The sequence below is a fragment of the Nesterenkonia muleiensis genome (genome assembly GCF_003600155.1).
In the GTDB taxonomy this organism is placed as follows: domain Bacteria; phylum Actinomycetota; class Actinomycetes; order Actinomycetales; family Micrococcaceae; genus Nesterenkonia; species Nesterenkonia muleiensis.
On sequence record NZ_QWLD01000024.1, the window covers coordinates 47,835 to 65,287 of the forward strand.

The window sequence follows — 17,453 nt, forward strand, 5'->3', positions numbered from 1 at the left end:
CTCACTCAGGTGACGGGCCAGCGCTTATACATGGTCCACGACGCCTTGGTCAGGACCACCGCTCCGCCGGCGGCGAGCACCAGACCCATCCCCGGCAGGAAAGACCCCCACTGGGTGTTCATATTGCCGGCGAGGAGGTTCCACGCCTGCAGCAGGCAGATGCCCGCCACCAGAAGACCCGGGACGGCAGCGTGGGCAATAGCCAATCGCCGCCAGGGGATGAAGGCGCCGGCGAAGGAGAGACAGCCCACAGCCAGAGTCATCACGCCAGGGCCATCTGTGCCGCGCAGCACGAAGGCCTCACCGATGATCTCCTGGGTCAGCGTGACATAGACCCAGGGCAGAAACGCAGAGATGATCATCATCATCCCACCGATCATCATCGGCCAGCTTCCCATATGGAATACACCCCAGCCGTGCGCCTTCCCTGCCTTGAGGCGGGCATAGACCCCAGCCAAGCCCTTCTGTTCAACTGCCGACGTCGTGGTCATACTGATCTCGCTTCCGGTCTTTCACACTGCAGGTCAGGTTCTTGACGCAACTCCTTCATCGTACGGTGATACCCGTCACATAGACCAGGCGACCCGGGGGAACGACCCGCCAGCGGCAGGGTCCGGACACATGAGTGGTTGATTTCAGCAGGTGTGCGGTATATCACAGCGAAATGACCGCCCACCGGCCTAGACCGACCACTCGCCAAGTCATACCGGCCACTTGCCTCGATCACCTTGTGAGACAGGTCACATAGTTGTTGGCTTAGCTCAGGCATTTGTGCAAACACGCACAGATGTGACCATCGCCCCTGTACAGAGCAAAGGAGTCGCACATGTCTGACGCGACACAAGAGGGCTCTTCCGGTGCAGCACCGCCAGCGGAGAATGATTGGCGGCAACGCTACTGGAAGAAGAACCTGAGGCTGATGATAGTCCTGCTGGCCATCTGGTTCACCGTCTCATTCGGCTTCGGCATTCTGCTGATCGAGCCGCTGAACACCATTGAGATTGTGGGCTTCCCCCTGGGCCTGTGGTTCGCCCAGCAGGGATCCATCTACACCTTCGTGGTCCTCATCCTCGTCTACGCCCTGTGGATGGACCGGATCGACGACGAGTTCGGCGTCTCCGAGCGCAACGGGAAGGGTGAGCGGGAATGAGCTCAATGCAGTTCTGGACCTTTTTCTTCCTCATCAGCTCATTCGGGATCTACATCGTCATCGCCTGGCGCTCCCGGGTGAAGGAGACCAAGGAGTTCTACGTCGCCTCGCGTGGGGTGCCCACCATCGCCAACGGCGCGGCAGTAGCCGCGGACTGGATGTCTGCCGCCAGCTTCATCGGCATGGCGGGCATGATCGCCTTCCTGGGCTCCGACGGTTCGGTGTATCTGATGGGCTGGACCGGCGGCTATGTGCTGCTGGCCCTGCTGCTGGCCCCCTACCTGCGCAAATGGGGCAAGTTCACCGTTCCTGAGTTCGTCGGCGACCGCTACAGCGACGGCGTGCGTGTCATCGCGGCAATCTGCGCCATCGTCATCTCCTTCACGTATGTGGTCGGGCAGATGACCGGCGGCGGGGTGGTCTTCTCCCGTTTCCTGGGGCTGAGCGCCGAATGGGCAGTGGTGGTCGCCGCTCTGGTGATCTTCTTCTACTCGGTGCTCGGCGGCATGAAGGGCATCACCTACACCCAGGTGGCTCAGTACATCGTGCTGATCACCGCCTACCTGATTCCGGCGGTCGCGGTCTCCCAGCAGATCGGTGGTTTCCCGATTCCGCAGGTGACCTACGGCAGCATTCTGGCAGAGCTGGATCAGCTGCGGATCGACTTCGGACTGGACCGGTTCACCGAGGCCTTCGCCGGGCGTGACGGCGGGCAGCTCGATGTCTTCCTGGTCACCGCATCGCTGATGATCGGCACAGCAGGTCTGCCACACGTGATCATCCGCTTCTACACCACCAAGACGGTCCGCGGTGCCCGCTTCTCCGCTTTCTGGGCGCTGCTGTTCATCTCGCTGCTCTACCTCACCGCCCCGGCAGTGGGAGCATTCACCAAGCTGAACCTGCTGCGCGGGACCGAGGGCGCCACCGCAGACGACCTTCCGGCCTGGATCGCGCCGTGGGCAGAGGGCGGCTACGTGACGCTGAACGAAGAGTCCGGGGTCATCCAGACAGTCTCCAACAACGCGGCCTCCGGGGCAGATCTGATCGTCTCGAATGACATCCTGGTGCTGGCCAGCCCGGAGATCGGCGGCATGCCTGCTCCGATCATCGGGCTGATGGCCGCAGGCGGCATGGCCGCGGCCCTCTCCACGGCAGCCGGTCTGCTTCTGGTGATCTCCTCAGCTGCCTCTCACGACATCTACTACCGGATGATCTCCAAGGAGAAGGCCACTGAGAAGACTCAGATGCTAGTGGGGCGCCTAGCGATGGCTGGTGCGCTGGTGGTGGCGATCTTCGCCGGCCTGAACCCGCCGGCCTTCGTGGCCCAGGTGGTGGCCTTCGCCTTCGGCCTGGCGGCCTCCACCTTCTTCCCGATCCTGATTCTGGGGATCTTCTGGAAGAAGGCGAACGCCAAGGGGGCCGCCGCAGGCATGCTCACCGGTCTGATCTTCAGCGGCGGCTATATGATCTACACGCTGGAGCTCTTCGGCCTAGCCGCCAACGAGCATATCCTGGGCATCTCGCCGGAGGGGATCGGCACCATCGGCGCCGCAGTGAACTTCACTGTCACCATCGTGGTCTCGAACCTGACCCGCCCGCCCAGCGAGGAGGTTCAGGAGATGGTGGAGTCGATCCGGTACCCGGCCAAGCAGCAGCTGGAGGCTGCCGGCAAGCTGTAGTTCCACGCATCACCTTCTACGCAGTACCGAGTGGCCCGGTCTGGCAGATGTCAGGCCGGGCCGCTGGGCGTCGTCGGGGCTGCAGAGTCAGTCTCGGAGCGGACCCAGGTCAGGTAGCCCTCGCTGCCGCCGATGATCGGCAGCATGATGATCTCCGGCTCCGCATAGCCGTGCTCCCGCTCAATGAACTCGTGCAGGGCAGGAACTGCGGAGACCGTGGTCTTGAGGTCCAGGCGGTACTCCCGCTCATTGCCCACCTGCGCTTCGCCCCCGGGCTCGGCCCACCGGAAGTGGGAACGAATCTCAGAGATCTGCACGCAGGCAGCCAGCCGGCGCTCCACCGCGGCCTGGGCCAGGCGCTCGGCCTCCTCAGGGGAGTCGGTGGTGGTCTGGACGGTGATGAATTCCGGAAGCGGCGGTCGCGTCGTCGTCATAGTTCCCCAGTCTGCCCGAGGCCGGTATCCTAGGCCAGTGCGACGAGCTCCCCGTGAGAAATCCAGGATGACCTGGCTGGTGGCCAGCGTGCCGGTGATCATGCTGGCCATGTTCATTGTCCCCTATACCCTGCTGCGCGAGGCGGACGCCTGGTACGGCAGTCTGCTGTTCTGGACGGCGGGCACCCTGGTGGTGATCGCCGTCAATGTGGTGGTCTCGCTGAGCTGGGAGGATGAGCGATGAGCCCCGCCTGGGTCTGGACCGGGGTCGCGATCTTCGTGGTGATCTCCCTGGTGGCGGCCATCTGGTCACGCGCCGGACGTTCTGCCGATATGTCCGACTACTTCTTGGGCGGGCGGCGGATGGGCGGCCTCGTCTCCGGCCTGAGCTATTCGGCCACCACCTATTCGGCGTTCATGCTGATCGGCCTGGCCGGATTGACCTATACCGGCGGAGTGGGCGCGCTGGGCTTCGAGCTGCTCTACCTCTGCGGGGTGACTCTGGTGCTGGTGTTCGGTCCGCGCTTCTGGCGGGTCGGCAGGGCCTACGGCTACGTGACTCCCAGCGAGATGATCGGCCACCGGTACCGGTCACAGGCAGCGGGCACGACGACCGCGCTTGCCTCCTTCGTCTTTCTGCTCCCCTACGCCGCAGTCCAGTTGGCAGGGGTGGGATATCTGCTCTCCGGAATGACCGGCGGGGCCATCAGCTTCACCGCCGGCACCCTGATCGCGCTGGCGCTGGCGGTGGCTTTCGCGATGATCGCCGGGCTGCGCTCGGTGGCATGGACTGACTCGGTGCAGGCGGTGGTGATGATCCTCGGTGCCACCCTGGTGGTGATCATCGTGATCAGCCAGCTCGGCGGTCTGGGCAGCTTCTTCGACTCGCTGAGCAGCGACTATCCGGGTGCACTGAGCGTCCCGGGTGATGGCTTCTTCACGTTCAGCACCTTTTTGGCGCTGACCCTGCCGTGGATCTTCTTCTCAATCTCCAACCCGCAGGTCTCGCAGCGGCTGTTCACCCCCGGCTCCTTGGGTGACCTGCGCCGCATGCTGATCAGCTTTCTGGTCTTCGGGCTCATCTACACCTTCGTCGCCGTGTTCTGGGGGTTTGCGGCGAGGATTCACTTCCCGGGGCTGGAGGAGCCGGACAGCGCGACGCCGACGCTGCTGGCCTCGGATCTGGTGCCGACACCCCTGGCCATCATCGTGATGGTCGGCATCATGGCAGCCTGCATCTCCACCATCGACTCAATCATGCTGACCCTGTCCTCGATGATCAGCCGCGATGTGGTCAACGCCCGCAAAGGGGTCACCGAGCGCACCCAGCTGCTGGTGGGCAAGCTGGTGATACCCGTGGTCGGCGTACTGGCCTACCTGTTCGCACACCTTCAGCTGGACCTCATCGCGGTGCTGAGCGTCTCAGCCTCCGCCGGGCTGCTGGTGATCGTGCCAGCGACCATCGGCGCGTTCTTCTGGCGGCGCGGAACAGCTGCCGGGGTGATCAGCTCGGTGCTGGTGGCCGGAACACTGGTGCTGGCCCTGGAGTACAGCGGGCAGCGTCTGCTGGGCCAGGGCAGCGGGGTCTGGGGACTTGTGGTGGCTGTGGTGGTGTTCGTGGGCGTCAGCCTGGCCACTTCCGCCCCGCGGGCGCACGCGGATGAGTTCATCACCGCCTCACGGCGCCCGGCCACACCTGCTGCGGCAGATGCGACGTCACGCAGCGCTGCTGCCCGGCGAGCCTAGTCGCCCCTCCCACCACCTCTCTGTGCATCGAGTGCGGTTGTTGATGGCTGATAAGGGCCCCAAACGCCCATCTTCGCCAAGGAATGACCGCACTCGATTGACTCGAAGACCTGGGAGAATGCGGAGTGTGCTTCCACCTCTTCCCGCCTCCACGCGGCTCTCCCACTCGGGCACGCTGGCTGAGCTGAGCCGTGATGAGCTGACCGAGAACGGCGTCGTGCTCTGCATCGACGGGGCGGAGCAGTCCCACGTGGAACTCGGCGACCCGGAGTTCCTGCTGCACGACTACCTCCGGAGGATGCGTTCGGTGCTGACGGCGCTTGACCCAGCGGCCGCCAGCGTCCTGCATCTAGGCGCCGGCGCTCTGACCCTGCCCCGCTGGATCGCGCATTGGCGCCCGGCGGCGCACCAGACGGTGGTGGACATCGAACCCGAGCTGGTGGGTTTTGTGCTGGAGCACCTGCCCCTGGACCCCGCCCCGGAGAATGTGGTCGCCGACGCCGCACAGGTGCTCACGCCCGGCGGCGCGCTGGCCGGCAGAGCATTCGAGGTGGCCGTCGTCGATCTCTTCAACTCCTCGGCAGCCCCCGCAGCGCTGAGCTCCTCGGAGTTCTTCGCCTCAGTGTGGAATGCCCTGACCCCGGGCGGGCTGATGCTGGTGAACTTCGGCGATGAGGCGGATATGGGGTTTGCCCGCACACTCACCACCACTCTGCTGCAGGCCGTGGAGGACGACGACGCCGCCTCCAGCCTGCTGAGCGCTCCGGCTGATGTGCTGGCCGCCCAGGCGGAGGGCAATCTGGTCTTCGCCGCGGCCCGCCGGGGGTTCACCGAGCCGCAGCTGGCCCAGATCTGGGCGGCCGGGCCGCATCCGGGCGATGTCCTGTCCGGTGACGAGCTCCGCGCCTGGTGCTGGGCTGCCTAAACGCTGCTGAGGAACCACGCGTCGAGGATGCGGCGAGCGCGGGCCGCCGCATCGGCCCGCTCGCTGGCCGGGGCTTTCGCCACAGTCAGGGCAAACATCGACGAGGCGGTCACCAGCTCCCCGGCCGAGACCTCCGGGGAGAGTTCGCCGACTTGCTGACCAGCTCTGTGCACCTGCGCTACGAGACTCCGCAGCTGGTGGCGAAGTGGAGCACCGCGTTCCCGGGCCTGCTCCGCTGAGACGATCTCAACGAGCGCCGAGGCCTCAGCAGCCTGGTGTTCCAGGGCTTGCATGAACACCGTATACGGACGGTCAGAATCGGCGACATCGCAGCTGAGCTGCTGCAGATTCTCCTCGAAGACCGCTGTGGCCAGGTCTACCCGGTCGCTGAAATGACGGTAGAGGCTGCCCTGGCCGACCCCGGCGCGCTGAGCGATTCGACTCAGCGGCGCCGCCGCCCCGTGATCGGCGAATTCACGGCGGGCTGCGGCAATCAGGGCCCGGCGGTTCTCCGCGGCGGCCAAGGGGCCACGATTCGGCCTTGATGACCGCCTGTTGTCATTGTTGCCCTGCTTCTGTGCCACACACGATATCCTAGACCTACCGGACACAGATGTCCGGTAGTGGCTGCAGGAACCCGCAGGCACACCTGGTGCCGAGCCTGCAGCCAAAGAAAGGTGAGTCATGGAGCTAAAGGACAAGGTCATCGTCGTCACCGGCGGCGGGGCAGGCATCGGCCGCGCCACAGTGCTTGAGCTTCTCTCCCGGGGAGCCCGTGTGGCTGCAGCCGACCTCAACGAGCAGGCGCTGGAGTCTACGGCCCAGCTGGCCGCCGCAGGAGACCGGCTGAGCCTGCATACCCTGGACATCACCGACCGCGAGGCGGTCCTTGCCCTGCCTGAAGCCGTCCTCGCCCATCATGGTCAGGTGGACGGGCTGATCAACAACGCCGGCATCATTCAGCCCTTCGTGCACATCAAGGACCTGGACTTCGCCACAATCGAGCAGGTCATGGATGTGAACTTCTGGGGCACGGTGAACACCATCAAGGCGTTTTTGCCGCAGCTTCTGGCCCGGCCTGAGGCCAGCTTGGTGAACGTCGCCAGCATGGGTGCGATCCTCCCTGTGCCCGGCCAGACCGCCTATGGTGCCTCCAAAGCAGCCGTCCGGCTGCTCTCCGAGGGCCTCTACGCCGAGCTGCAGGACACCTCAGTCAGCGTCACCCAGGTGTTCCCCGGGGCCATCAGCACTGAGATCACCAAGAATTCCGGAGTAGAGAGGGCCGGCAGCGCTGACAGCTCCACTATGAAGATGACCTCTGCAGAGGAGGCCGGGAAGCGGATCGCCGATGCCATCGCCGCCAAGCGCTTCCGCCTGAACATCGGCAACGACGCCAAGCTCTTCGAGGCTCTCAGCCGCCTGATCCCTCAGCGTGCCATCAGGATGATCGCCAAGAAGATGAAGGACATCGGCTAGGACCGGTGCAGCCACTGCTGGATCAGTCTGATACCGGGCTTGAAGTGCCTGGACTGGGGGTTGTTGAGGAATGCGTGGGATGAGCCTGCCATCACATGGTGCTCTGTGGGGACTCCGGCGCTGATCAGTTCCTGGGCATAGAGATCACCGGAGGCCCGGAAGGTGTCCCGTTCAGCGTTGATGACCAACGCTGGGGGATGGTTCCGCAGCATGGTGCCGCCGGGGAAGGCGGCAGGATCTCCCGGACGACGGCGCCCGCCCGCGTAATTGCGGATCATCACACCTCGGGCCAGCCGGCCGTGATAGAGACGTCGTCGTCCCCGGATTTTCCGGCGAAGCTCCCGTCCCAGTTCGGGGTTGCTGCGGTGGAAGAACCCGTAGACCAGTACGGCTCCCCGCACTGCGGTCTCCTCCTGCGCCAGCCTCAGTGCTGCGGTGGAGGCCAGGCACGCCCCCGCGCTGGCCCCGCCCAGGAAGATGTCATCGCCGGAGCGCAGCCGAGCCCACCGCACAGCGGCCATCACGTCGTCCAGGGCCGCCGGGTACCGATGTCTGGGGCGCGATACCCTGCCGGTGCCACGAACCGGCACAAAGGGCGGCGGAGCCAGTGTGTAGTCCACCGTGAGCACCTCGATGCCGCGCAGTGCCAGGACAGCGGCCACGTCATGGGCCTCCGGCATCTCCAAGCCGCCGAAGAAGAAGCCGCCGCCGTGGAGCCAGATCAGCGTGCGCCCGGATGGCGCGGTGCCCGGCCGGGCCTGGGCCCCTGAGACGTACCGACGCAGCGGGATCTCCCCCCGGGGGCCCTGGGCGGTGTGGTCGGTGACCACCACCGGCGCAGTACTCTTGGCCGCCTTCTGCACCTGTGCTGATTCCTCCACGGGCCGACTCCTCTCCAGGCCACTATCCTCAGGGCCTGGGGTCGAGTATGGACCAGCGACCCGGGCTGCTGCGAACCAACGGCTGATCTGACAAGTCACCGCATGTCAGGCAGGATGTGACCCATGCAAGACCACCGCGGACTACGCAGCGCCCTGCAGCGGATCGACGGCTCCGGCTACGGCGCCTACAAGCAGATCCTCGGCAGCTATGACATGGAGGGCTTCCGGCTGACCGTAGACCGGGTCCAGGTCGATCCCTTCGCGCCTCCCTCGCTGATGCGGGTGATCCTCACTCCCCAGGAGGTGGATCTTCCCGCAGAGCTGATCTCCGATGCGCGGGGACGCACCGCCACCGGGGACTTCCTGACCAGGAGGTTCGCCGAAGCAGTCACAACGCACCTCGACGGCTCCCGGGATTCGGGCAAGGGCGGCACGGTGAGCATCGGCGCCCCCGGACAGCAGGTTCTGGAGCGCACCAGTGTGCTGATCGCCGAGGACCGGGTGGAGGCCCGGATCATGGTGGGGCTGCCGGCCTCGGGCCGCCGGGTGCGGGGGCATCAGGCAGCGCGCATCCTCACCGAGCAGCTGCCCCAGATGGTGGATGCCGCTATGCGGCATGCGAACCTGGATCAGCAGGCGCTGGCCGATCATGTCCGGCTCTACCGGGATCAGGAGCATCTGCGTGGTGGCCTGGCTGAGGCAGGACTGGTGGCATTCGTGGGCGACGGGGCAGTTCTTCCCCGCCGCTCCGGGAACTCTGATCTTCCGCTGGAGTCTGAGCCGGTGCCGTTTACCGCCCCTGAGTCTCTGGGGGTCTCCTTCGACTTACCCAGCGGAATCCGGGTCACCGGCATGGGTGTACCCCACGGGGTGACGGTGATCGTCGGCGGCGGCTATCACGGGAAGTCCACCTTGCTGCGGGCCCTGGAGCGCGGGGTGTACTCGCATATCGCCGGGGACGGCCGCGAGTGGGTCATCACCGACCATGATGCGGTCTCCATCCGCGCCGAGGACGGGCGCGAGGTCACCGGAGTGGATATCTCGCCTTTCATCTCCGGACTGCCCTCGGGGGTGGACACCACGGAGTTCTCCACCACCAACGCCTCCGGATCCACCTCCCAGGCGGCAAACCTGGTGGAAGCCGTCGAAGCCGGTGCCTCGGCCCTACTCATCGATGAGGACACCTCTGCCACCAACTTCATGATCAGGGATGAACGGATGCGTCGGCTGATCACCGCCGACCGGGAGCCGATCACCCCGTTCATCGACCGGGTGCGTCCGCTGCTGAGCGAGCAGGGTGTCTCCACCGTCCTGGTGGCCGGCGGCTCCGGGGCGTTCTTCGACGTCGCCGACCTGGTCATCGCCATGGACGCCTATATGCCCGGTGATGCGACGGAGACTGCCCGCACCATCGCCGAGAACGACGCCGCGCACCAGCGTCAGCGCCATCCCGGGGCCCAGCAGCCGGTGTTCGGACGGCGCCGCCGGCGGATCCCGTCGTCGCAGGCACTGACCAAGCGCGGGAAGGCCAAGCCCGCCGCAGCCCGGGGGCGGGAGCTAATCCAGTACGGCCAGGAGCGCATCGACCTCACCGCGCTCGCACAGTTAGTCGATCCGGCTCAGGCCAGCGCAGTCGCCCATGCGCTGGACCGGTTGGCCGAGCGACTTGACGGGCGGATCAGCGCGGCAGAGGCGGTTCAGGAGCTGCAGCGGCAGATTGACCGGGATGGGCTCGACGTCGTCTCCGCCCATGCCGGCCATCCGGGCCATCTTGCCCGGCCCCGCCGTCATGAGATTCTCGCCGCGCTCAACCGGTACCGTCAGCTAACGCTGATGTAGCAGTGTCTGCCTCCGGGAACAGGCGGCGGAACCGTTCACAGACCACCGGCATCTCTGGCGCGAAACCGTGCTCACTCTTGGAATGCTGGCGCCAAAAGCGCTCATGGACGTCTTGCCAATGCCCCAGAGTGCGGTCGCCTTCGCCCTCGGCATATGCGTGCTGATCACCGACGTCGAAGAAGGGGATGATCGTCACCTCGGTGGTCTCGATCACCGCTTGTGGTGTTCCCGCTCCATCGAGGATGATGCTCAGCTCGCCTTCCTCCGGCAGCCGCTCCCCTGCTGCCTGATAGTCCCAGAGCGATGACGAGGTGCCGGTCTTGACCCCGGCGACGACGAGTGCGAGCAGCTCATCCGCGTGCTGCGCGGTGGCTCCGAAGCACCACGCTGGAGGCGGTGTCTCCGGAAGGCCCTCCACTGCTTCCCGGGCCGCATTCCAGAAGGCAAGGATCTCCGCGTCATCGCTGCTGATCATGAAAGTCAGCTCCTTCGCTCACTATGCGAGGTTCAGATCCAGCGTTATCAACAACGGCTTTCGCCCGCGCTCTGGGCCCACACCGGGAGAGATAGAGTCTCTGCCCCTCCACATACCTCTGATTACTCGGATGCGCTGGGTCCGGGTGGCTTCCATCCCGTTCAGCCATCCGCTGCACGCTGACCTCAAACGGCACGTCGAGGAACACCGAATAATCCCACAGGTCGTGCACCACAACCGTCCGCCGCCCGACGTCGTCATAGGCCGCTGCCAGGCGGGTAGCAAAAGTGGTCTTCCCGCTGCCATCGACACCGTCGACTCCAACCAGCACAGCACGGCCCATCACCGGCACAGCGCGAACGATCTTCTGACAAGCATCCACCGTTAGATCGTAGTTGCAGGTGATCGGGTGCGTTAGGCGAAGCCCACGCAGGGACCACGTGCTGCAGGAAAGACGACTTCTGGCCCTCACTTCTCCATCAGCTCAGTGGCCCGCCGTCTGCTCAGTTCGGGCACCATCTAGGCTGGTGGGGTGCATGAGAACGACCTTCACCTCACCCCTGAGGTGGCCGAGACGATGATCCGCAGGCAGTTTCCGCGGTGGAATGACCACCGTGTGCAGTGGCTGGACTCGGCCGGGACCGACAACGTGATCGTGCGCATTGGCGAGAACTTCGCCGCCCGGTTTCGGCGCCAGGCCGCTGATCCAGATCACCTCGCAGAAGATCTGCGGAGTGAGGCCGGAGCCCTCGATGAGCTCTCTTCTGCGGTCTCAGTGCCGGTGCCTACAATCGTCGCCATCGGCGAGCCTGGCCCGGAGTACCCACTGCCCTGGTCGGTCCAAACCTGGATACCGGGGGAGCCGGCGACTCCCACCAGTGTCGCCGGCTCCCCGCGGTTCTGCGAAGACCTGGTCACATTGATCAGTCAACTGCGCCAGACAGATACTCTGGGTCGCCAGTTCTCCGGAACCGGCCGTGGCGGAGAACTCACCGTTCACGACCAATGGATGGAGACCTGCTTCCAGCAGAGTCAGGCCCTGCTCGATGTCCCTGCCCTGCGCAAGCTCTGGGAGCACTTCCGGGAGCTGCCACGGGAGGATGCCGAGACCATGGCCCATAAGGACCTCATCCCGGGCAACCTCCTGATCCGTGGCAAGCACCTGGTGGGACTTCTCGACGGCGGCAGCTTCGGCCCGGCCGATCCGGCACTTGATCTTGCCTCCGCCTGGCACCTGCTGGAGAGCCCACGACGCGTTCACCTTCGACACAGCCTAGGCTGCTCCGACCTTCAATGGCACCGCGGCGCAGCCTGGGCATTCCAACAGGCGATGGGCCTGGTCTGGTACTACAACAACACCAACCCAGTGATGCGCGACCTGGGGCGCAGCACGCTCCACCGAATCCAGTCCGATCTTGAGGTATCGCAATGAGGGATGCGAGTCCTGGGCAGCTCACCTCCACGACCAGCGGTTGCACATGCGCTCCGGTGGTGGAGCACCGGGAGGTGACTCGCCTCACTGCCGCAAGAGGACCAGCTCCGGGAGTTGTGGACATCTGCCTCTCCTAAAAATCCGGAGACTCCCTCGTATAGGCTTGTACAGGACTTTCCGTGCGGATACTGCCGGACAAGCGCCGATGGTGAGGGGATCGAAGACGGCATGAGAGCAGAGTCGGCCGAGCAGAAAGACGGCGACACTTCCCCGGTGGATGATCGCCCTTTTATTAAGGCGACCTCGGAGGCGAAGAACCAATACGGCAGGTTCAACTTGGCGATCATCGGCAACACTGGAGTGGGAAAGTCATCTCTGGTCAACGCGGTCTTCGGCCGCGAGCACGCCAAGGTCGGCAAAGGGCTCCCCGTGACCAGGGGCGTCAACTACTACCACGACGATTCCCTCGGGGTGTGGGACTTCGAGGGCTTCGAAATCGGCTCCAGCAGGTCACCGGCCGAGACCCTGCGGGGGCATCTGCAGACAGTCTCGGAGCGGTCGAAAGACGAGCAGATCGCCGTGGTCTGGTACTGCGTACTGCACAATGCTGATCGACTCACCGATCCCGACGTCGCAATGATTCGAGAGCTCAATGCTGCGGGCCTTCCCGTCATCGTGGTGCTGACCAAGGTGGACTGGAGGAAGAACCCGGTCACCGGCACATACAAGGCGCCGAGCGACACAGAGACGTTCCGGCAATGGCTCGAGAACCCCGTGGACAGCGACGGCGGGCCTGTCGATCTTCCGATCGAGCACATCGCACTGACCTCCACCCGGAGCAAGAACGGAAAGGGCACGGGGCGCGGACTCAGTGAACTCGTGGAGGCGACTCTGGCACTGGCCCCTGAAGACACGAAGGATTCGTTTCGCATTGCGCAGAGGCTCAACCTCCCCTGGAAGCGCGAAATGGCCCGCCGCATTATCGCCACGGCGACGGCGTCGTCGGCAGCGGCAGCGGCAGTCCCCATCCCGGTCGCTGATGCGGCGACCCTGGCGCCGATCCAGATGACCATGATGGGGCGCATTGCGACCATCTATGAGCTTGAGCTGAAGGTGATGCTCTCCGCCTCGGCGCTGGCACAGCTGGCTGCGCAGATGAGCGGACAGGCACTGGCCCGCAGCTTCATCAAACTCATCCCCGTCGCCGGCAGCGCGGTGAACGCCACTGTTGCCTCTGCCATCACCGGGGCCACAGGTGAGGCGTGGATGAGACTGTGCGAGAAGGTCCACACCGGCAGGATAGACATTTCCCACGTTGCCGATGTGATCAATGACTTCATCCCTACGCGTCGCTCAGTGATGAGGGAGATGTTCTCGCAGAAGACGTCTCGGAAATAGGCACGGCAGCGAAGAAACGGACGACGGTGCGCTTCTGCAGTGATCCCCATGGGAGAGTGAAGCGTGATGACCTCCTCCCATGAGCCCGAGACCGCCTCTGAATTCCACACCGAGGCCCGCGAGCGCCTGACCGCTCTCACCGGGCGGGAGGTCGACTTCAGGCCCGGGCAGTTCGAGGCTGTCTCTGCATTGGTCGAACACCGGAGGCGGGTCCTGATGGTGCAGAGGACCGGGTGGGGCAAGTCAGCGGTCTATTTTCTCTCGGCTGCGCTGCTGCGCCGTCGAGGACGCGGGGTGAGCCTGATCGTCTCTCCCCTGCTGGCACTGATGCGGGATCAGATCCTCGCCGCCACGCGTGCGGGCGTCCGGGCTCAGGCGCTGAATTCGGCGAATGCGCATGAATGGGATGAGGTGCTCACTGCCCTGGGCAACGATCAGCTGGACGTTCTGCTCATCTCACCGGAGCGTCTGGCGAATCCTCGGTTCCGTGACGAGGTGCTTCCCCGCATCCTGGAGCATCTGGGCATGCTGGTGATCGATGAAGCCCACTGCATCTCCGACTGGGGGCACGATTTCCGCCCCGATTATCGCCGGATCGGCAGTATTGTCCGCGCCCTTGACCCTGATATTCCGGTCTTGGCCACCACGGCGACGGCGAACTCTCGTGTGGTCGAGGACATCGCACAGCAGTTGGCGCCCGGCTCCGCGTCCTTGGGCGCCGACGACGTCCTGGTGCTGCGCGGGGCGTTGAGCCGGGAATCGCTGCGCCTGGGGGTGCTCACACTCGCCCAGCCTGAACAACGGATCGCGTGGCTGGCCGAGCATCTGGGCTCGCTGACCGGAAGCGGCATCGTCTATGCGCTGACCATCTCCCAAGCGGAGAACCTCGCACAGCATCTGCACGACCAGGGATTTGAGGTGGCGGCGTACACCGGGCGCACCGACCCTGAGGAACGGCAAGACCTGGAGCAGGCGCTGAAGGACAACCGGGTCAAAGCCCTGGTGGCGACCAGTGCGCTGGGGATGGGCTTCGACAAGCCCGACCTGGGGTTCGTGATTCATCTGGGTGCACCGTCCTCTCCGGTCTCCTACTACCAGCAGGTGGGCCGCGCCGGACGGGCTGTGGCCAATGCCGATGTGCTGCTGCTCCCCGGTCCCGAGGACGTGCGGATATGGGAGCACTTCGCCCAGGCATCGATGCCGACCCAGGAGCGTGCAGCAGCCGTGCTTGCCGCCTTGGACACCGCTGATCCGCTGTCGGTGGCCCGGCTGGAGGCCCTGGTGGAGATTCGGCGTGGCCCGCTGGAGCTGATGCTGAAGGTCTTGGAGGTCGACGGCGCCGTCCAGCGTGTCAGTGGTGGTTGGGTATCCACCGGAGAAAGCTGGGAATACGACGCCGAACGGTATGCGAACATTCTCCGACTGCGCCGCACCGAGCAGCAGGCCATGCTCGACTACGAGCGCCTCGCACCGGGACAGTGCCGCATGGTGTTCCTGGCCAGAGCACTCGATGATCACCAGGCCCAGCCCTGCGGCCGCTGTGACACCTGTTCCGGTCCCTGGTATCCGACCTCATTGGCGGAGTCCTCGCTGGAGCAGGCGCGGGCAACCATTGACCGGGTCGGCGTCGAGATCGCGGCACGGCGGCAGTGGCCCACCGGGCTCAGCGCCCTCGGGGTCAGTCTCAAGGGCAAGATCCCGGAGGCTGAGCGGGCCGAGGAGGGTCGCGCCGTCGCGCGGCTCAGCGACGTCGGCTGGGGGCCGCTGGTTCGCGAGGCATTGCAGGCAGAGGACCGCCCCGTCCCTGATCAGCTGGTGCAGGCGGCGGTGCGGGTCTTAGCGGAATGGCAGTGGCAGCGGCGGCCCGGCGTCGTGGTCTCGATGCCCTCCAGAAGACATCCCGTGCTGGTGCGCAGCCTGGCGGAGCAGATCGCTGAGATCGGGCGGCTGCCCTACGTCGGCGAACTCACCTGGGCCCACGGCGGACCCCGCAGCTCACCGGAGTCGAACAGCGCTTTCCGGCTGGCGGGCCTGATGGGGCGTTTTACTGTTCCGGAGTCCCTGGCGGCAGAAGTGGACGCAGCTGCGGTGCTGTTGGTGGATGATGAGATCGTCTCACGCTGGACCGTCACCGTTGCGGCCAGAGAGCTCCGCCGTGTCGGTGCCGAGGCCGTGCTCCCCTTGGCGCTTGGCCTGCGCGGGTAACTCCCGTTATGTCGGCAGACTCGTGCGCGGTCCGGCGCTCTTCGACCGATTCAGAGCCTAGGAGCATCACACCACACGCCCAGTAGATTGCGTGGCTGACTAGTTAGCTATACGATCTAGTCATGAGCAAGGATAGCTGGCCATCCGAGTGGCTACGAGGAGTTCTAGGCCCCGCGCTTCTCTCGATCGTCGCCGGGGAAGACGCGCATGGTTACCTCATCTCTCAACGCCTTGAAGAAGCCGGTTTGGGCCGCATCAAAGGCGGCACCCTGTATCCGATCCTCTCTCGGTACGAGTCTTCGGGACTTCTCACTGCGTCCTGGCGAGAAGGTGAAGGCGGGCCTGGCCGCAAGGTCTTCTCCATCACCCCGAAGGGACGAGAAGAGCTCCATAACCTCCAGGAGCGATGGACAGTGTTTTCGGCTCGCGCAGGAGCAGTTATCAATGCACAAGGAGAAAAACAATGACCACGGATCGTACGCCCGCATACCTGGATGAACTTCACACAGCCTTAGAGCTGCGCGAGACACGGGACTCACTCACCGACGACGTCGTCCGGCAGGTTGAGAGCCACATCGCTGAAACCGGCGAAGACCCATACGAAGCCTTCGGTGATCCTGCCCAGTACGCGCAATGGTATTCACCACGTTCTACAACCACCCCCTTCTGGGCCCTTCTCGCCGCTTCAGTCATCCTGGCCTTTGGGGGCGGGTGGTTACTGCTCCACGGCGTGATCAATATGGCGGACTCACGTGCGATTCTCTGGGGCATAAGCCCGAGCTTCGGAGTGACTGCCGGAGCGGCACTCCTTTTCCTGTGGGTTGCCCTACTTGTCACTGCAGGGGTTGCACGTAAGAAACGGTGAATCGACCCCAGTCTCCACTTGCTGGTCGAGGAGAGGATGCCTTCAGTCAGAGGGCCGTCAGATCCACGGCCGCCACACCCCGGCGGCCGAAGGCCCAGAGCACATTTTCCTCGGGCGGTCCTTGGATCACACAGAGAGGGTCCGTGGTCCGCCCTCGGGTCACCGCACCGTGGTGTGGGCTGATGAACGTGATCCGCTGGTGCTGCGAGCGCGCTGCCAGCAGAAAGAGCCCCTGGGCCCCTTGCTTCCACAGCTGCGCCCGAACATCTGGGCGGATGTCACGCCGGTGGTTCGGGTCGAAGTCCTGCTGGGCCCGGAGCACGTCCTCGGTGTGTACGTAGAATTCCACGGTGTTGGCCAGATTATCTACTGCGCGCAGGCGCGTGGGCGACCATCGCGGCGGGCCGGCAGCCACACGATCCACCAGGGTCTGGTAGTCGGTGCGCTTCAGCTCCTCTAGCGCAGCCCGTGCACGCCCACCCACCACCGGAAGCCTCTCCCCGGACAGAAGATCCGGCCGCGAATCGCGCACCACAATATGGACTGCCAGATCCCGAGCATCCCAGCCCTCGCAGAGCGTCGGCGCATCCGCTGCGACACCGCGCAACGCCTCGGACAACGCTTGACGTTCTTGTGCTGCGGGATGGGCCATAGGCTCAGTGTACGCCCGGGATGCCCCCAGTGCTCGTGCCTCTCCGGCACAGTTCTTTCCGAATATCAATGCATTGCGGATGGTGAAGCACGCAGTGAGCCCTGCTGGGCTCGAACCCTCGGCCAGCGGATTCATCGCATCAACGCGACCCCGCCGATCCAGAGTGCTACAACCACAGATGGTCAGTGGGCGTCGCGTGAAGTCGATCTTCATAGGTGGAGGACCTCACGCCAGTGCTCAGAGCAATCTCTGCGACGAGGCAGTCACCGATGACGTCGCGGAGTGTGCGCAAGCTC

At 64.9% G+C, this 17,453-nt stretch carries 18 protein-coding genes; 12 read left to right on the plus strand and 6 right to left on the minus strand.

Going from position 1 to position 17,453, the window contains the following annotated elements; genetic code table 11:
* Positions 1–5: 5 nt before the first annotated feature.
* Positions 6–491, minus strand: a complete 486-nt coding sequence (locus DVO78_RS07690) for a hypothetical protein (protein WP_120004235.1) — start codon at positions 489–491, stop codon at positions 6–8.
* A gap of 335 nt (positions 492–826) precedes the next feature.
* Between DVO78_RS07690 and DVO78_RS07695 the strand changes: the two genes are divergently transcribed.
* Positions 827–1,150 carry a DUF4212 domain-containing protein gene (locus DVO78_RS07695; protein ID WP_120004236.1) on the plus strand — a complete coding sequence of 108 codons (324 nt, stop codon included), beginning with the start codon at positions 827–829 and terminating at the stop codon, positions 1,148–1,150.
* Positions 1,147–2,829: a sodium:solute symporter family protein gene (locus tag DVO78_RS07700; protein WP_120004237.1), complete on the plus strand. Its 1,683-nt coding sequence runs from the start codon at positions 1,147–1,149 to the stop codon at positions 2,827–2,829. The genes DVO78_RS07695 and DVO78_RS07700 overlap by 4 nt, the downstream gene beginning before the upstream one ends.
* A 50-nt stretch (positions 2,830–2,879) precedes the next feature.
* Here the strand turns inward: DVO78_RS07700 and cutA are convergent, their stop codons facing one another.
* Complete coding sequence (gene cutA, locus DVO78_RS07705) at positions 2,880–3,263, minus strand: divalent-cation tolerance protein CutA (RefSeq protein WP_120004265.1); 384 nt, start codon at positions 3,261–3,263, stop codon at positions 2,880–2,882.
* Positions 3,264–3,330: 67 nt separating this feature from the next.
* Here cutA and DVO78_RS17735 point away from each other — a divergent pair, with 67 nt between their 5' ends.
* The 3 genes from DVO78_RS17735 (at position 3,331) to DVO78_RS07715 (ending at position 5,934) form a co-directional block, all read left to right on the plus strand.
* Positions 3,331–3,507, plus strand: a complete 177-nt coding sequence (locus tag DVO78_RS17735; RefSeq protein WP_202912127.1) for a hypothetical protein — start codon at positions 3,331–3,333, stop codon at positions 3,505–3,507.
* The gene (locus DVO78_RS07710) at positions 3,504–5,009 is read left to right on the plus strand and encodes a sodium:solute symporter family protein (RefSeq protein ID WP_120004238.1); all 1,506 of its coding nucleotides are present in this window, start codon (positions 3,504–3,506) and stop codon (positions 5,007–5,009) included. Before DVO78_RS17735 ends, DVO78_RS07710 begins: the two co-directional genes overlap by 4 nt.
* A 127-nt stretch (positions 5,010–5,136) precedes the next feature.
* Positions 5,137–5,934, plus strand: a complete 798-nt coding sequence (locus tag DVO78_RS07715; protein ID WP_157983924.1) for a spermidine synthase — start codon at positions 5,137–5,139, stop codon at positions 5,932–5,934.
* Here DVO78_RS07715 and DVO78_RS07720 read toward each other — a convergent pair.
* Entirely contained in the window at positions 5,931–6,518 is a 588-nt protein-coding gene (locus DVO78_RS07720; protein ID WP_202912128.1) for a TetR/AcrR family transcriptional regulator, read from the minus strand. The two genes, DVO78_RS07715 and DVO78_RS07720, sit on opposite strands and share 4 nt — an antisense overlap.
* Before the next feature lie 100 nt (positions 6,519–6,618).
* Here DVO78_RS07720 and DVO78_RS07725 point away from each other — a divergent pair, with 100 nt between their 5' ends.
* Positions 6,619–7,410 (plus strand): SDR family NAD(P)-dependent oxidoreductase, encoded by a 792-nt coding sequence (locus tag DVO78_RS07725; protein ID WP_120004241.1) that lies wholly within the window; start codon positions 6,619–6,621, stop codon positions 7,408–7,410.
* Here the strand turns inward: DVO78_RS07725 and DVO78_RS07730 are convergent.
* A complete protein-coding gene (locus tag DVO78_RS07730; protein WP_162301575.1) occupies positions 7,407–8,291 on the minus strand; it encodes an alpha/beta hydrolase in 885 nt (294 codons plus the stop codon). The two genes, DVO78_RS07725 and DVO78_RS07730, sit on opposite strands and share 4 nt — an antisense overlap.
* 123 nt (positions 8,292–8,414) lie before the next feature.
* On the opposite strand from DVO78_RS07730, the gene DVO78_RS07735 reads away from it, so the two are divergent.
* Positions 8,415–10,130, plus strand: a complete 1,716-nt coding sequence (locus tag DVO78_RS07735) for an ABC-ATPase domain-containing protein (protein ID WP_120004243.1) — start codon at positions 8,415–8,417, stop codon at positions 10,128–10,130.
* On the opposite strand, the gene DVO78_RS07740 is transcribed toward DVO78_RS07735, so the two are convergent.
* Positions 10,099–10,605: an ASCH domain-containing protein gene (locus DVO78_RS07740; RefSeq protein WP_120004244.1), complete on the minus strand. Its 507-nt coding sequence runs from the start codon at positions 10,603–10,605 to the stop codon at positions 10,099–10,101. The two genes, DVO78_RS07735 and DVO78_RS07740, sit on opposite strands and share 32 nt — an antisense overlap.
* A gap of 532 nt (positions 10,606–11,137) precedes the next feature.
* Here DVO78_RS07740 and DVO78_RS07750 point away from each other — a divergent pair.
* The 5 genes from DVO78_RS07750 to DVO78_RS07770 all read left to right on the plus strand — a co-directional run bounded on the left by DVO78_RS07750 (position 11,138) and on the right by DVO78_RS07770 (position 16,505).
* Positions 11,138–12,037, plus strand: coding sequence for an aminoglycoside phosphotransferase family protein (locus tag DVO78_RS07750; protein WP_202912129.1), 900 nt, complete (start codon positions 11,138–11,140; stop codon positions 12,035–12,037).
* 228 nt (positions 12,038–12,265) lie between these two features.
* The gene (locus tag DVO78_RS07755; protein WP_120004246.1) at positions 12,266–13,435 is read left to right on the plus strand and encodes a GTPase; all 1,170 of its coding nucleotides are present in this window, start codon (positions 12,266–12,268) and stop codon (positions 13,433–13,435) included.
* Between the two features lie 66 nt (positions 13,436–13,501).
* Positions 13,502–15,640, plus strand: coding sequence for a RecQ family ATP-dependent DNA helicase (locus DVO78_RS07760; RefSeq protein WP_120004247.1), 2,139 nt, complete (start codon positions 13,502–13,504; stop codon positions 15,638–15,640).
* Between the two features lie 122 nt (positions 15,641–15,762).
* Complete coding sequence (locus tag DVO78_RS07765; RefSeq protein ID WP_120004248.1) at positions 15,763–16,107, plus strand: PadR family transcriptional regulator; 345 nt, start codon at positions 15,763–15,765, stop codon at positions 16,105–16,107.
* Positions 16,104–16,505: a hypothetical protein gene (locus tag DVO78_RS07770; protein ID WP_120004249.1), complete on the plus strand. Its 402-nt coding sequence runs from the start codon at positions 16,104–16,106 to the stop codon at positions 16,503–16,505. The genes DVO78_RS07765 and DVO78_RS07770 overlap by 4 nt, the downstream gene beginning before the upstream one ends.
* Before the next feature lie 46 nt (positions 16,506–16,551).
* Here the strand turns inward: DVO78_RS07770 and DVO78_RS07775 are convergent, their stop codons facing one another.
* Positions 16,552–17,157 carry a TIGR03085 family metal-binding protein gene (locus tag DVO78_RS07775; RefSeq protein WP_157983925.1) on the minus strand — a complete coding sequence of 202 codons (606 nt, stop codon included), beginning with the start codon at positions 17,155–17,157 and terminating at the stop codon, positions 16,552–16,554.
* Positions 17,158–17,453 lie beyond the last annotated feature (296 nt).